Annotated in this window: 15 protein-coding genes and 1 pseudogene; 8 read left to right on the forward strand and 8 right to left on the reverse strand. The window is 59.7% G+C overall.

What is annotated here, in order from left to right; genetic code table 11:
- Positions 1-43: 43 nt before the first annotated feature.
- The gene (locus FJ954_RS10890; protein ID WP_140661308.1) at positions 44-742 is read left to right on the forward strand and encodes a CBS domain-containing protein; all 699 of its coding nucleotides are present in this window, start codon (positions 44-46) and stop codon (positions 740-742) included.
- 97 nt (positions 743-839) lie between these two features.
- On the opposite strand, the gene FJ954_RS31970 is transcribed toward FJ954_RS10890, so the two are convergent.
- The 5 genes and pseudogenes from FJ954_RS31970 to FJ954_RS10915 all read right to left on the reverse strand — a co-directional run bounded on the left by FJ954_RS31970 (position 840) and on the right by FJ954_RS10915 (position 5,750).
- Positions 840-1,121: a hypothetical protein gene (locus FJ954_RS31970; RefSeq protein WP_246677759.1), complete on the reverse strand. Its 282-nt coding sequence runs from the start codon at positions 1,119-1,121 to the stop codon at positions 840-842.
- Between the two features lie 350 nt (positions 1,122-1,471).
- A complete protein-coding gene (locus FJ954_RS10900) occupies positions 1,472-1,741 on the reverse strand; it encodes a DUF6455 family protein (RefSeq protein ID WP_140619203.1) in 270 nt (89 codons plus the stop codon).
- Between the two features lie 73 nt (positions 1,742-1,814).
- Positions 1,815-2,239: pseudogene (locus FJ954_RS10905) on the reverse strand (NUDIX domain-containing protein).
- Positions 2,240-2,286: 47 nt separating this feature from the next.
- Positions 2,287-4,941, reverse strand: coding sequence for a magnesium-translocating P-type ATPase (mgtA, locus tag FJ954_RS10910; RefSeq protein ID WP_246681059.1), 2,655 nt, complete (start codon positions 4,939-4,941; stop codon positions 2,287-2,289).
- Positions 4,941-5,750, reverse strand: coding sequence for a universal stress protein (locus FJ954_RS10915; RefSeq protein WP_181166443.1), 810 nt, complete (start codon positions 5,748-5,750; stop codon positions 4,941-4,943). Before FJ954_RS10915 ends, mgtA begins: the two co-directional genes overlap by 1 nt.
- A 187-nt stretch (positions 5,751-5,937) precedes the next feature.
- Here FJ954_RS10915 and FJ954_RS10920 point away from each other — a divergent pair, with 187 nt between their 5' ends.
- Both FJ954_RS10920 and fixJ read left to right on the forward strand, forming a co-directional pair.
- Positions 5,938-7,494, forward strand: coding sequence for a PAS domain S-box protein (locus FJ954_RS10920; protein WP_140661309.1), 1,557 nt, complete (start codon positions 5,938-5,940; stop codon positions 7,492-7,494).
- A complete protein-coding gene (gene fixJ / locus FJ954_RS10925) occupies positions 7,481-8,095 on the forward strand; it encodes a response regulator FixJ (RefSeq protein WP_140619197.1) in 615 nt (204 codons plus the stop codon). The genes FJ954_RS10920 and fixJ overlap by 14 nt, the downstream gene beginning before the upstream one ends.
- On the opposite strand, the gene FJ954_RS10930 is transcribed toward fixJ, so the two are convergent.
- Positions 8,092-8,364 (reverse strand): hypothetical protein, encoded by a 273-nt coding sequence (locus FJ954_RS10930; protein ID WP_348641129.1) that lies wholly within the window; start codon positions 8,362-8,364, stop codon positions 8,092-8,094. The two genes, fixJ and FJ954_RS10930, sit on opposite strands and share 4 nt — an antisense overlap.
- Before the next feature lie 362 nt (positions 8,365-8,726).
- Here FJ954_RS10930 and FJ954_RS10935 point away from each other — a divergent pair, with 362 nt between their 5' ends.
- Both FJ954_RS10935 and FJ954_RS10940 read left to right on the forward strand, forming a co-directional pair.
- The gene (locus tag FJ954_RS10935) at positions 8,727-8,966 is read left to right on the forward strand and encodes a lipoyl domain-containing protein (protein WP_140619195.1); all 240 of its coding nucleotides are present in this window, start codon (positions 8,727-8,729) and stop codon (positions 8,964-8,966) included.
- 58 nt (positions 8,967-9,024) lie between these two features.
- Positions 9,025-9,411, forward strand: a complete 387-nt coding sequence (locus FJ954_RS10940) for a translational machinery protein (protein WP_140619192.1) — start codon at positions 9,025-9,027, stop codon at positions 9,409-9,411.
- Between the two features lie 107 nt (positions 9,412-9,518).
- On the opposite strand, the gene FJ954_RS10945 is transcribed toward FJ954_RS10940, so the two are convergent.
- Both FJ954_RS10945 and FJ954_RS10950 read right to left on the reverse strand, forming a co-directional pair.
- On the reverse strand, positions 9,519-9,794 hold the full coding sequence (locus FJ954_RS10945) for a cytochrome c (protein WP_246677776.1): 276 nt from the start codon (positions 9,792-9,794) through the stop codon (positions 9,519-9,521).
- A 91-nt stretch (positions 9,795-9,885) separates the two neighbouring features.
- Positions 9,886-10,269, reverse strand: a complete 384-nt coding sequence (locus FJ954_RS10950; RefSeq protein ID WP_140619188.1) for a phasin family protein — start codon at positions 10,267-10,269, stop codon at positions 9,886-9,888.
- 201 nt (positions 10,270-10,470) lie between these two features.
- Here FJ954_RS10950 and FJ954_RS10955 point away from each other — a divergent pair, with 201 nt between their 5' ends.
- The 3 genes from FJ954_RS10955 to FJ954_RS10965 all read left to right on the forward strand — a co-directional run bounded on the left by FJ954_RS10955 (position 10,471) and on the right by FJ954_RS10965 (position 13,261).
- Entirely contained in the window at positions 10,471-11,295 is an 825-nt protein-coding gene (locus FJ954_RS10955) for a universal stress protein (RefSeq protein WP_140619186.1), read from the forward strand.
- Positions 11,296-11,430: 135 nt separating this feature from the next.
- Positions 11,431-12,708: a 5-aminolevulinate synthase gene (hemA, locus tag FJ954_RS10960; RefSeq protein ID WP_140661310.1), complete on the forward strand. Its 1,278-nt coding sequence runs from the start codon at positions 11,431-11,433 to the stop codon at positions 12,706-12,708.
- Between the two features lie 118 nt (positions 12,709-12,826).
- A complete protein-coding gene (locus FJ954_RS10965; protein WP_140661311.1) occupies positions 12,827-13,261 on the forward strand; it encodes a DUF2267 domain-containing protein in 435 nt (144 codons plus the stop codon).
- The last annotated feature ends 2 nt before the right edge of the window (positions 13,262-13,263 follow it).

The following is a 13,263-nucleotide window of genomic DNA, read 5'->3' on the forward strand; positions in this document are numbered from 1 at the left end:
AATCTAAGAAAGCCGGACGTTGGAAAAACTCCGGAGAGCGAACATGCAAGCCGAAGGCATCATGAGCAAGCCAGTCGTCGGCATAGGCCCGTCGGCATCGATCGCCGAGGCTGCCGGGTTGATGCTTTCCAAAAAGGTCAGCGGCCTCCCCGTCATTCGCAACGACGGCAGGCTGGTGGGGATCGTCAGCGAGGGCGATTTCCTGCGACGCGGGGAACTGGGCACGGAGCGCAAGCGCTCGCGCTGGCTGGAATTTCTCGTCAGCCCCGGAAAGGCCGCCGACGAATATGTCCGCGCCAATGGTCGACGGGTTGAGGAGGTGATGTCGCAAGATGTCGTCACGGCATCCCCTGCAGCATCGCTCGCGAAAGTCGTCGAGCTCATGACGCGTCACCATGTCAAACGCATTCCGGTCGTCGAAGCTGGGAAAATCGTCGGCATCATCACCCGCTCTGATCTTCTGCGGGCATTGCTCGGCGTCCTTCCGAATGGAGCCGCTACGGTCATCGATGACGAACAGATTCGGCAGAACATCGTTACCGAGCTTGCGAGGCAGAAATGGGCTGGCAACGATTTGATCAATGTAATGGTGGACAAAGGCGTGGTGACACTGAGCGGCGCCATCTTCGACGAACGCGAGCGCCAGGCAGCAATAGTCGCTGCCGAAAACGTCTCCGGCGTCAATGCGGTCAAGGATAATCTCTTCTGCGTCGATCCCGTCTCGGTCGTCCTTGTTTCGTAGCGGAGCAGACCATTGATCCGCTACGAGGCACCATTGCCTCTCCGTGTTGCTGGTCCTCGCCCAGGGCTCCGCCGCGCTTAGGGCGTGACCAGGGGTATCAACGGTCGAAGGAGCAACAGGGCAAAGCCAATACGCGCCGCGCCGCAACTTCTTCTGCCAGTGTTTTGCCACCGCTGAAGCGCCGACCCAGCAAAAGCCACACCGATCCGGTGGCAGCTGTCATCACCAGTAGCGCAACCCAGAAGATCCCCAGGGCGCGCGGCTCGATGTTCATCGGCACGATAGCTAGGCAATAGACGAAGGCCTTCGGATTGAGAGCACTGGTCACCGCAACAGAAATGGCGTCGCCGCTTTTGGAAGCGTTGATCCGAGCGCTCACCGTTAGACGCATGCCAATGACGAGTCACCCGGCTGCTACCAGCCTGAGTATCTGAATAGTATCAGGCGACACGAAGGGACGCAGCGTAAACCAGCACGCGGATGCGGTCCCGTATCCGCATGCCTGAGCGGCCAATAGCTTGACCGCTTTCTTTCGCTTGACCGTCCCCGCCAGCAAAAGAGCGTTGCTAGGCCCTGGTGCGACAAAGAGCAGGAATGCTTCCAGAAAAGATAGAGCGTTCAACTGCCTGGTCCCGTGGAATGCAACCTATCAACTGGCAAACGCGGTTTGCGTTGACTCTCGTCAAAACACGGGCAGAACGATATCGTCCAGACTGAGTGCTCGAATGGCTAGCGTTGGCCGGCCGCATGCTGCAGTCGAGCGATCAGGTCGCTGTTGCGGCAATAGTCCGGCGGGTTATCGGCTTGCTGATGTTCGTCGAGCCAGACCGAGCATTCATCCTGATGCCCGCAGGAACGGCAGCGGTCCACCGCCCGGTTCGTGACGGCCGCATGGTCTGCCACGACCTTCAATTGTCTGTCGACGCCCAACTTCCGCATCATGCGGTCCATCAGGGCGGTTCTGGCATCAACTGAAATCAGGTAATCGAGAAAGGTCATGGGGATCACTCCTGCCTACTGGCCATCATTGGCATGTTGGCGGCGGGCGGCGTTGATCTCGATCAACGAGCGATCAGCTGACAACCTCTTGAGCGCTAAACCGAAGCGACGAGGCGGTGAGAAAAGGCCGTTGACCGACAACCAGCTTGTCAATGGCCAGTGCTAAATCCAGCCATTCACCACGATCGACCTCGGCAAAGGATTGTACCCGACCGCTGCGTGGCGGCCATTCCATTTCAAACAGGTTGCTGCGCAACGTCGTGGTATCGAAGTCGCCTTCGAACGCGAATGCCGTGATGAGTTTTTCTCCTCGCTGGCGCAACTGCCCCAGAGTGAGCAGGGTTCCCTTGAGCTCCCAGCCTGTCTCTTCGCTGAATTCGCGCCGTGCCGCTGCCTCGGGCAGCTCGCTTTCGTCATACTCGCCTTTGGCAATCGACCAAGCGCCAAGATCGCGTCTTGCAAGAACGGGCCTCCAGGATGAACAAGCAGCACCTGCAGCCCCTTCCGCGATCCTCGCTAAGGCAGAATGCCTGCGCTTCCTTTCGTCATCGCTTCAAGCCTCCGCACGGCCTATGATCCCGGGTAGGCTGCATGAGGCTTGCCCCTCTTTCAATCGTCTGCCCAGCCCTCTTCCGGTGCGACTTGGGGTTCCCTTGTCCGAAAAACCAGCGCTTGGTCGCCTCGGAGGCGAGTAGATAGAACGCGGTAATTGCGACAAGCCCGGCAAGCACGGGCAGAGGCAAGGGCACGAAGCCGAACCAGGCTGCAAACGGCAGATAGGGGATCATGATCGCGATAATCCCGACAGCCAACGTAAGCCAGGCAAGCAACGGGCTTGGACGGCTTGCCCAGAAAGCCCTGTGCGTGCGCACAATGATCACGATGGCAAGCTCCGTCAGCAACGACTCGACAAACCATGCGGTCTGGAATGCGGCCTCCGTGGCGTGCGCGAAGAAAAGAAGGAATGCGAAGGTCGCGAAGTCGAACAGCGAACTTACCAGGCCAAAGCTGATCATGAACCGCCGCACAAAACGGATATCCCAGTGGCGAGGCCGGCGCAGTTGGTCAGGATCGACGTTGTCGCTTGCAATAGCGAGTGAAGGAACGTCGGAAAGGAAATTGTTGAGCAGGATCTGCTTGGCCAGAAGCGGCAAGAAAGGCAGGAACAGCGAGGCGACAGCCATGCTGATCATGTTGCCGAAATTGGCGCTGGTGGTGATGGAAATGTACTTCATCGTGTTGGCGAATGTCTTGCGGCCATCGTCGAGGCCGCGCACAAGGACGCCGAGATCCTGTTTGAGTAGGATGATATCGGCCGCTTCGCGCGCGACATCGACAGCGCTGTCGACAGAGATTCCTATGTCTGCCTCATGAAGGGCAGGCGCATCATTGATCCCGTCGCCAAGATAACCAACGACATGGCCCCTGCTCCGCAAGGCCTGAACGATGCGTTCCTTCTGGTTGGGATCGATCTCGACGAAGAGGTCGGTGTGCTGCACGCCCGCAAAAAGCGCGCTCTTGGTCAATTTCGACAGATCCTCGCCGGTCATGATCCTGTCGGCGCGCAAGCCTATCGCCTGGGCGAGATGCGCGGCAACGTAACGGTTATCGCCAGAAATGACCTTTACGGCGATGCCGCGCTGGGCGAGCTCGGCAAGCGTTTCCTTCACGCCTTTCTTTGGCGGGTCGAGGAAAAGCAGGAAGCCCGCGAAGGCAAGATCTATCTCGTCTTCCCTGCTAAACGTTTTCTGGCCCTCAAACGGACGGATTGCCAGGCCGAGAACGCGGTAGCCGTCCGCGCTCCAGCGCCGGAATTTTTCGTCGATTGCCGCACGGTGCATTTCATCGAGAGGTTCCAGGCCCTTGGCTGTTCGCACAAAGCTGCAGGTTTCGAGGACATTTTGGACTGCGCCTTTGGTGATCAGCAGGTCGTCGGCGTCCTTGGTCCGAACTACAACAGACAGCCGTTTGCGGATAAGGTCGTAAGGGATCTCGTCGACCTTCATGAAGGCCGCCAACAATGCGCCCTCACCCGGCGTACAAGCGATCGCTTCGTCCAGCGGGTTCTTCAGACCGGTCTGCATGGTCGCGTTGAGACGTGCCCAAAGCAGGATATCGGCTGACGTATTGCCATCGACATCAAGCCATCCATCGAGGTGGATGACGCCTTCCGTCAACGTGCCGGTCTTGTCGGTGCACAGCAGATCCATGCTGCCCAGATTCTCAATGGCATCGAGACGACGCACAATGACGCCATTGGCCGCCATGGCGCGGGCACCACGAGCAAGGGTCACACTGATAATAGCCGGGAGAAGCTCCGGCGTGAGGCCCACCGCCAGTGCCAGCGAAAACAGCAGCGATTCAATCAGCGGTCGATGCAGCAGCAGATTGGCGAAGAACACCAGGATGACGATCGCCAGCATGATCTCGGTCATTAGATAGCCGAACAGCCGGATGCCTCGGGCAAACCCTGTTTCGGGGATTTGTCGCTCCAGGGCTGCGGCGATAGACGCGAATTCCGTGCGGCTGCCGGTTGATGCTGCAAGCACGGTTGCGGTGCCGCTGCGGACGGATGTTCCCGTAAAGACCGCGTTGCTGCGCAGTGTGAGCGCGGCATCCGGCGCCGATCGTCCCGGTGTCTTCATGGCGGGAAAGGTTTCGCCGGTCAGCACGGCCTCGCTGACATTGAAATCGCGCGCATCCAGGATGATACCGTCCGCGGGGATGAGGTTTCCGGCTGAAAGCCTGATTACGTCGCCCGGCACGATCTCTTCGGCGGCGACCAAGCACTCGGCGCCGTCGCGCAATACAATAGCCTTGCGCGAAATACGCTGTTTCAGCGCTTCGGTCGCCCGCGACGCACCATACTCCTGGGTGAAGCTCAGGGCGCAGCTTGCCAGCACGATCGCGCCGATGATCGCAGCCTCCTGGCCCTCCCCGACGAAGGCCGACACGCTTGCCGCGAAAATGAGGATCAGGACCAGCGGGCTGCGGAACTGACGGGCAAACACTGCGAAGGCCGACGCGGTTGACGTCGACGCGAGCGTGTTTCGGCCGAATTTTGCGAGCCTCGATGCTGCTTCGGACGAAGCAAGCCCCGAGACCGAGGTCTCAAGACGCAGCAGGAGGTCATTGGTCTCGATCGACCAATAGCCACCTTCCTGTGGCGAGACGGATTGCTGGCCGGCTTCGCCTATCATCAGTACGACATGAAACGGTTGATGCCACTCTCTTCGATCAGCGTACGAGTAACGCCGCCGAACGCCCACTCCCGCAAACGGCTATGGCCATAAGCGCCCGAGACGATGAGGTCGGCATGAATCGAGCGTGCGAATGTCAGCAACCGGTCGCCATCAGCCTCGCCTGCGATCAGCTCGGTTTGCGCCTTGATGCCATGGTGTTCGAGAAAAACCGCGATATCGGCGAGGCTGTCACGAATGCTTTCGTCGCGGTCGTTGTCAATCGTGACGATCACGACTTCGCTGGCTGTGGCCAGGAAAGGCAACGCATCAGCAATCGCTCGCCGTGCCTCCCTGGTGTCCTTCCACGCCACGAGAACGGTTTTTGCAAGGACGTGCTCGAAGTTGGTTGCGGCGACCAGAACCGGACGCCCGGCACCCAGTGTCAGACTGCCGACATCCACGGCGCGAAACACGTTGTCTCCTGCCTGGCCGGAAATGATAAGATCAGCCGCTCTCGCCGAAACGCTGAGGAACCGGGTCGGGCTGCAAACAGCTTGGCCCCATTCGCTAAAGATCGACGCAGGAACCAGCCTCTCGAACTCAGCACGCAGTTCGGCAAGCCGCTTTTCGATCTCGGTCCGCTGGATCTGCATGATCTCGCCTTCGTAGACCATGCCTTCGCCGGTCGCGACCAAGGGCGGAACATCCGCAGCCGCCAAGCCGATAAGACGGGCTCCGAACCGCTCCGCGAGCTCGACACCCGCCTTTACAATGGGCGCAGGAGGCGCATCGATGGCGAGGTTGACGATGATTGACTTGTAAGACATTGCGGACGCCTTTCGCTGAACGATGGAATGCGTGATGAATTGCATTCGCCCGCGTCCAATGCCTTGATGCGCGTCAAAGACCGCCGACTGCACCCGCGTCCGAAAACATAGTCTCCATCCGTTTTGCGCATGCGGCGAGAAGTGATAGTTAGCCCAGGTAGCACCGTCTCGAACTTAGGAACCTCAAGTGATCAAAGACGAAGCGCTCAGTTTGTCGCCCGGCGGAACGACGCTGAAAGCACTGTTGTCGCAAATGTTCGATCATGCTCCGGGTTTTATAGCGCTCCTGCGCGAGCCAGGTCACGTTTTCGAACTGACCAATGCCGCCTACCAGCGACTGATCGGCCACAGACAAGTGATTGGAAAGTCAGTGCGGGACGCTTTTCCCGAGCTCGAAGGGAATGACTTTTTCGAACATCTGGACCACGTGTACACGACCGGCGAGCCCTACATCGGCCACGGGGTGAAGGTTGGCCTTCGCAACAAAGCCGACGGGCCGGTCGAGGAGCGCATCCTTGATTTTGTCTATCAGCCGGTCAAGGCCGACGATGGCCGTATCACCGCGATCTTCGTTGAAGGCACGGATGTCAGCGACCTGTCCTTTGCAAACGCAGCACTTCGGCTGCGTGAGGACCATTTGCGGTCGATCCTGGCAACAGTGCCGGATGCGATGGTCGTCATCGACGAACAGGGTGGGATTCAATCCTTCAGCACCGCTGCCGAAACGCTGTTCGGCTATCAGTCAAGCGAAGTCATAGGTCAAAACGTGAAAATGCTGATGCCCTCGCCCTACCGCGACGAGCATGATGCCTATCTGCTTCGCTACCTGACGACAGGAGAGCGCCGGATCATCGGGCTCGGCCGGACGGTTACCGGCGCGCGCAAGGATGGCACGACTTTCCCGATGGAGCTTTCCGTCGGCGAGATGCATCCGGGAACCGGACGCTTCTTTACCGGCTTCTGCCGCGACCTGACCGAACGCCACCGGGCGGAGGCAAGAATCCAGGAGCAGCAGCAGGAGCTCCTCCACATGGCGCGCTTTACAGCACTTGGCGAAATGGCCTCGACGCTTGCCCATGAGATCAACCAGCCTCTGACTGCGATTACGAACTACCTCAAAGGCAGTCGTCGGCTGCTTGAGAAGAGCCAGGACGAGAATGCGCCTATGCTTCGGGATGCGGTCGAAAAGGCAGCTGAGCAGGCCTTGCGGGCAGGCGACGTGATCCGTCACCTGAGGGATTTTGTAGCCAGGGGCGAAAGCGAGCGCCAGGTCGAACGGCTGCCGATGCTGATCGAGGAAGCCGCATCGCTGGCCTTGGTCGGCGCGAGGGAGATAAATCTTCTCGTCAGCTACAAGCTTGACCCTGCCGCCGAACTGGTCTTGACCGATCGCATCCAGATTCAGCAGGTTCTGCTCAACCTGATGCGCAACGCGGTGGAGGCCATGCAGCACGCGCCGCGCCGCGAATTGAAGGTCAGAACCATTGCCCGGGATGATGGGATGGCCGAGGTGAGCGTGATCGATACAGGCCCGGGTCTCGCGCCGGAGGTTTCGGCCCAGCTCTTCCAGCCGTTTGTAACGACCAAGAAGCAAGGCATGGGTGTCGGCCTTTCCATTTGCCGGACCATCGTTGAATCGCACGGTGGCCATATATGGGCCGAGGTCATGCCGGCCGGCGGAACCGCTTTTCGCTTCACCTTGCGCATCGTAGAGAAGGAAGAGATCACAAATGGCCGACAGTGATCTGGTGCACGTGGTCGACGACGATGTCGACGTTCGCAAATCGCTCGGTTTTCTTCTGGCAACAGCAGACTTCGCAGTCCGCCTGCACGAATCGGCCACCGCTTTTCTCTCAACGGCGACTGGCCATCTCGACGGCTGCATCGTCACCGACGTACGCATGCCGGGCATAGACGGCATCGGGTTCCTGCGCCAGCTCAGAGCGGGCGGACATACAATTCCGGTTATTGTCATGACGGGCCATGCCGACGTGGCGCTCGCCGTTCAGGCCATGAAGGAAGGCGCTGCCGATTTCATCGAGAAGCCGTTCGACGATGAAATTCTGATCGAGGCGATCCGCTCCGCGCTGGCCAACCGGAACCAGGCGAACGCGGCGCATCCCCAGTCTGCGGATATCCGCGCGCGTCTGTCGACCTTGTCAGAACGCGAGCGGCAGGTGCTGGATGGACTTGTTTCGGGCCTGCCGAACAAGACGATTGCCTACGATCTGGGGATCAGCCCGCGCACGGTCGAAATCCACCGGGCCAATGTCATGAGCAAAATGGCCGCAAGCAGCCTGTCACATCTCGTGCGCATGGCGCTGATCGTGGAATCCCGACCCTAGGGAGAACCTTCGATAGGGTTGCCAGTGCTGGCCTGAACCTTCTCCTCTTCCCACTCGCGCCAGTGGGTCGGACGGATGTCGACACGGGCGCCGGTGGCGGCATTTTTCCAACCTTCGCGGCTCTTTATGCAGGGAAATACCAGCGCATGCGCCCCTTCCTCGTCGAAGACGGCGAGTTCGAGATGGCGACCATAAGGCGCGCTTAGGATAGGGTTCCACATCGCATCAAAATCTTCGCAAACGATGTGTTGCGCATTGATCTGCATCATTTTCTGGAATCGCCGAACCAGCACACGCGTTGCCGGGCGTCGGGCTGACGTGGCTAACAGTTCTTGCGGCCGACGCCATATCGTCATCGGTGCCGATCACATGCACGGCGCGGGCAACCCAATTGATTGCGAACGCAGCGCCAATATCTGATCGGGCGCTCATCGCGACGGCTGCCTTTCCCTGTAATGCTTCATGACCTCACTCCGTCGACGGCCGGCCATCTTCGGACTGCTGCCGCATCAGAAATTGATCGTCGTCAAACGCCGCGCGATTGCAGCACCCTGCGTCGTACGCCGATTGATCGGGATCAAGGACCGTGCTGCGCAAGCGCATATCATTCGTCGGCATAGGGAGAATTGCGATGCACTATATCAAGGTCGATGAAGCCCTGTGGGCGTCCAGCATGTTGCCGGAGGGCATCCTGGAGCGCTGGTTCATTACGAGCGGTGACACAATCAAGGCCGGAGAGCGAATAGCCGAAGTTCGCGTCGAAGACGCGCTGCACGAGATTGTCGCGCCGGCAGGTGGCCGCGCGACGATTGTCGCCACTGCGAATACCGTCATCGAGCCCGGCTCGATCCTGGCGATGCTGGAGTCTTAGCCCGCGTGAGGACGTCTCGTCGGGTTTTCCTCAACTATAGCCTCAAGGATGTATCAAGATGCAGACCCAACATGCCGTTGCCTGGCTGGACCATCGCGAAGCCAAGGTGTTTTTCTTCAATCGTGAATCGGCCGAGAGCCTTAGGCTTGCCACCACGCTTGCGCATCATCAGACCCACAATAAGGCAGGCACCGTCGACGGTAAGCGTGCACCGGAAAACCAGTCCTTCTACCAAGACATCGTCGCGGCGCTGCAGCCGGCGAAGGAATGGCTGATCGTAGGGCCAGGATTGGCAAAAGACGAGTTGGCAAAGCATATACGCGACCACCATGCCCACTTGAAGGATCGCATCATCGGCGTCGAACCTGCCGATCATCCTACGGAGGCTCAGATCGTGGCGCATGCTCGGTCGTTCTTCCGTGCAGCAGACAGGATGTTGCCCTAGCTTGGTACGCGCCGTTTTGCTGGCGCGTTAACAGCCACCATCGGTTGACGCTTCCATCGTGCGATGGAGGCGTCAGGTTCGGTGGGCTGTCGCGTCCACACCCCCGATCACGGTTGCTGCAAGGTGCTGATGTAAGCGATAATTGCGTCGATCTGGTCGGGGCTGGCGATCCACTCAGGCATGTCTGGATGGCCAGTCGAAATCCCCTCAGCGAGGGCCTCCTCGAGATCGGTGATCGGATATCGCTTTGACAAGGTGCGAAACGCCGGAGCGTCAGGATGCCTGCTCTTGTCGGTTTTTCCAATGGCGTGGCAGCGGGCGCAATTGACTTCCACCAACGCCTTTCCGTGATCAGTTAAGCTATCGGCCAGGGCTGGATGCATATGTCCGAACAGCATCAGTGCAAGGACGGAAGCCGGCAGACGACGACGACTGCAAAAGTTGGTCATGTTTGACGACCTCCGCATTGCCGATCTACGCGACTGTCTTCGCCGCTGCGTCCTCGATCGCGGTTCTGGCTTCCTCGCGGACCCGCTTGGCCGTTTCCGAAGCAAGCCTGGAGGTCAGTGTGGCGACCTTACCGGCTTCGCTGACATATTGCGATGTCGCATTCTGCAGGAAAGCAGCACAGATGTCGAAAGCGTCATTGAATTCCGGACCGGTGATGAGATCGTCGGCCAGCTTGACGTCCTGTTCGCAACGATGCTTCAGAAATGCCAGCGTTTCGACGTTGTAGCGCATCATCGCCTTGAAGGCGTGCACTTGAAGAGACGCGGCAGCAAGGAAGAACTTCTGGCCATTTCCCGCAATCGGCAACAATTGTGTGCCGAATGAGGATGGTTCGGGCTGGGTGTGCATTATCGACTACTCCGTTCTGAATCTCCACAGCGGGACGTTGACGCCATTCGTCGTCATGTCCTTGATCAGGATCAACCCTATCGCCTTGCGGACTGTACGAGCGTGCCGGCAGCAACCGGTTTCGTTGCGCGTTTGACCCGCATCAAGGTGCCTCCCTCTATTTGATGGCCAAGTCGCGTCGACCGCAGATGGAATGACGCGATGGCTTTCAAGACGATCATGGTTCAACTGGACGCGGACGCGATCGCCGCGCCACGCATCGCGATGGCATGGGATCTTGCTCAACGGCTCGAGGCCGACCTGATTGGCTTCTGCGCTGCCGAGCCGCATTTTGTCCTGCCGACCGGCACTGATGACCAGGCCGCGACCAAGGCGTTGTGGTGTCAGGTGGAGGAGATAGAAGGTCGCCTCGACTGCCTGAGAGAGGAATTCCTGAGCATCGTCGAAGGCAGCAATTGTGCCTCGTGGCGCGGAGAGATAGGCAATCCCACGCGCCAACTTGCACTCAACGCGCGTGCCGCCGACTTGATCCTCACTGGCTCGCCTTCGGCCGATCTGGTGGTCGACCGTCATCGCATGCTGGATTCGGCAAGTCTCATCCTTGCGGCCGGCCGTCCGATACTCGTGGCATCCGACCCATTGGCGCCGATCAAGGCCGAAAGCATCCTGGTTGCATGGAATGACACGCGAGAAGCGCGACGTGCCGTCATCGACGCTATGCCTTTCCTGATCACCGCCAGGGATGTCGTGATCGCCACCGTAGACAATGGGAACACTGGGCCCAGGGAAAATGTAGCGGATGTCGAACTCTATCTGACGCGCCACGGGGTGAAGGCGCGATCGGAAATCTTGGATGCGCGCCGCTCCGAACCGGCGGAAATCCTCCTGCGGATCGGACAGGATATTGCGGCCGATCTCATTGTTCTCGGTGGCTACGGTCATAGCCGGGTACTGGAGAGGACCTTTGGCGGCGTGACGCGTTCTGTGCTGCGCAGCGGATCATTGCATCGCTTCATATCGAACTGAGGAAGGAGCCTCGGAGTCGTGATTTTGACATGAATCAAGGTCGTCCGTTCCCTCAAAGGGTTACGTCCAACCCTTGCCAGGTACGGTGTAGCCGATGCCCGCAGCGCAACGGCGAGAAAACAAGGAAATTCGGACATGAACTATCAGCGGTTCTTCGAGGAAGCGATCGACCAGCTCCATGCCGAGCGTCGTTACCGCGTCTTCGCCGACCTGGAGCGCATCGCAGGCAAGTTTCCGCGCGCCATCTGGCGCGCCAACGGCCGCGCCGAGGAAATCACCGTCTGGTGCTCCAACGACTATCTTGGCATGGGCCAGCATCCCGACGTCATCGCCGCGTTCCAGAACGCAGCCGGAAAGATGGGGTCTGGCGCCGGCGGCACCCGCAACATTTCCGGCACCAGCAACCCGTTGGTGGAGCTTGAACTCGAGCTGGCCGACCTGCACGACAAGGAAGCGGCACTGGTCTTCACCTCCGGCTTCGTCTCCAACGAAGCCTCGATCTCGACCATCGCGCGGCTGTTGCCCAACTGCCTGATCATCTCGGACGAACTGAACCACGCCTCGATGATCGAAGGCGTGCGGCGCTCGGGCGCCGAAAAGAAGATCTTCCGCCACAATGACGTCGCGCATCTGGAAAGCCTTTTGCAGGCCGCCGGCCGCGAACGCGCCAAGCTGATCGTTTTTGAGTCCGTCTATTCGATGGATGGCGACATCGCGCCGATCAGAGAGATCGTCGAGCTCGCCGAGCGCTACAACGCCATGACCTATATCGACGAGGTCCATGCCGTGGGCATGTACGGACCGCGTGGCGGCGGCATCACCGAGCGCGAAGGGCTCGCCGACCGCATCGACATCATCGAAGGGACGCTCGCCAAGGCGTTCGGCACGCTTGGCGGCTATATCACCGGCACCAGTGCCGTGATCGACGCCGTGCGCTCCTATGCGCCGGGCTTCATCTTCACCACGGCGCTGCCGCCGGCGATCGCCGCCGCGGCGACCACTTCCATTCGCCATCTCAAGCGCTCGCAGGCCGAGCGCGACGCCCAGCAGCAACAGGCGAGCCGAACCAAGCAGATCCTTTCGGCGGCCGGTCTGCCGGTGATGGAGTCGCCGACACATATCGTGCCGGTGCTGGTTGGCGATCCTGAACTCTGCAAGATGGCGAGCCACCGCCTGCTCGGCGTCCACGGCATCTACATCCAGCCCATCAATTACCCGACGGTGCCACGCGGTACCGAACGGCTGCGCATCACGCCGACGCCGTTCCATTCCGATGCGCTGATCGCCGAGCTGCAGGACGCCCTGGTCGAAACCTGGGACGCGCTCGGCATCGCCTATGGTTCGGCGGGCCGGCCGGCCGTGGCCAAGAGCGACCGGATTATTCCGCTGCTGGTGCAGAAATCCGGCGGCTGAAACCCGCCGCCTGCTCAGACGGCCTTCATCTCCTTTGCCTATGGGCAATTTGATCCTGCTCAATGCTCAAAGCCTTTCGATGCCTGAGAATGGGTTAAAATATTCGAGGAGCATCGCCATGGGTCATATTACCCACACGTCCTTTGCTGACTTCACGCACGCTGGCCAGCAGGCGCAACAATGGGTCAAGGAGCTCGCCAAGGATCTCTGCTGGAGCGAGCCGAGCGCGTGCCGCCTCCTGAGATCCGTCCTGCACACGGTGCGGGATTGGCTGTCGCCGGCGGAAATGGCCGATCTGTCGGCGCAACTGCCTGTTTTGGTCCGCGGCATCTATTTCGAAGGCTGGAATCCGTCGGCGCCTGCGCGTGAACGCACGAAGCGCGACTTCATTGTCAGCGTCAGAAACAGTTTCGGTTATGATGAGGAGATCGATTTCGATGTCGCGATCAGCGCCGTGTTCAAGCTTCTCGACCGTCACATTTCGCATGGCGAGATCGTGCAGGTGAGAAACTCGATGAAGAAGTCGCTGCGAAAACTGTGGCCGGTGGATTGATC

The sequence above is a fragment of the Mesorhizobium sp. B2-3-15 genome (genome assembly GCF_006442875.1).
GTDB classification, from domain to species: domain Bacteria; phylum Pseudomonadota; class Alphaproteobacteria; order Rhizobiales; family Rhizobiaceae; genus Mesorhizobium; species Mesorhizobium australicum.

Coding starts and splice junctions, on each gene's coding strand:
- FJ954_RS10890 (WP_140661308.1), top strand. CDS start 44: ATGCAAGCCGAAGGCATCATGAGCAAGCCAGTCGTCGGCATAGGCCCG.
- FJ954_RS10900 (WP_140619203.1), bottom strand. CDS start 1,741: ATGACCTTTCTCGATTACCTGATTTCAGTTGATGCCAGAACCGCCCTG.
- mgtA (WP_246681059.1), bottom strand. CDS start 4,941: ATGATAGGCGAAGCCGGCCAGCAATCCGTCTCGCCACAGGAAGGTGGC.
- FJ954_RS10915 (WP_181166443.1), bottom strand. CDS start 5,750: ATGTCTTACAAGTCAATCATCGTCAACCTCGCCATCGATGCGCCTCCT.
- fixJ (WP_140619197.1), top strand. CDS start 7,481: ATGGCCGACAGTGATCTGGTGCACGTGGTCGACGACGATGTCGACGTT.
- FJ954_RS10930 (WP_348641129.1), bottom strand. CDS start 8,364: ATGATGCAGATCAATGCGCAACACATCGTTTGCGAAGATTTTGATGCG.
- FJ954_RS10935 (WP_140619195.1), top strand. CDS start 8,727: ATGCACTATATCAAGGTCGATGAAGCCCTGTGGGCGTCCAGCATGTTG.
- FJ954_RS10940 (WP_140619192.1), top strand. CDS start 9,025: ATGCAGACCCAACATGCCGTTGCCTGGCTGGACCATCGCGAAGCCAAG.
- FJ954_RS10945 (WP_246677776.1), bottom strand. CDS start 9,794: ATGCATCCAGCCCTGGCCGATAGCTTAACTGATCACGGAAAGGCGTTG.
- FJ954_RS10950 (WP_140619188.1), bottom strand. CDS start 10,269: ATGCACACCCAGCCCGAACCATCCTCATTCGGCACACAATTGTTGCCG.
- FJ954_RS10955 (WP_140619186.1), top strand. CDS start 10,471: ATGGCTTTCAAGACGATCATGGTTCAACTGGACGCGGACGCGATCGCC.
- hemA (WP_140661310.1), top strand. CDS start 11,431: ATGAACTATCAGCGGTTCTTCGAGGAAGCGATCGACCAGCTCCATGCC.
- FJ954_RS10965 (WP_140661311.1), top strand. CDS start 12,827: ATGGGTCATATTACCCACACGTCCTTTGCTGACTTCACGCACGCTGGC.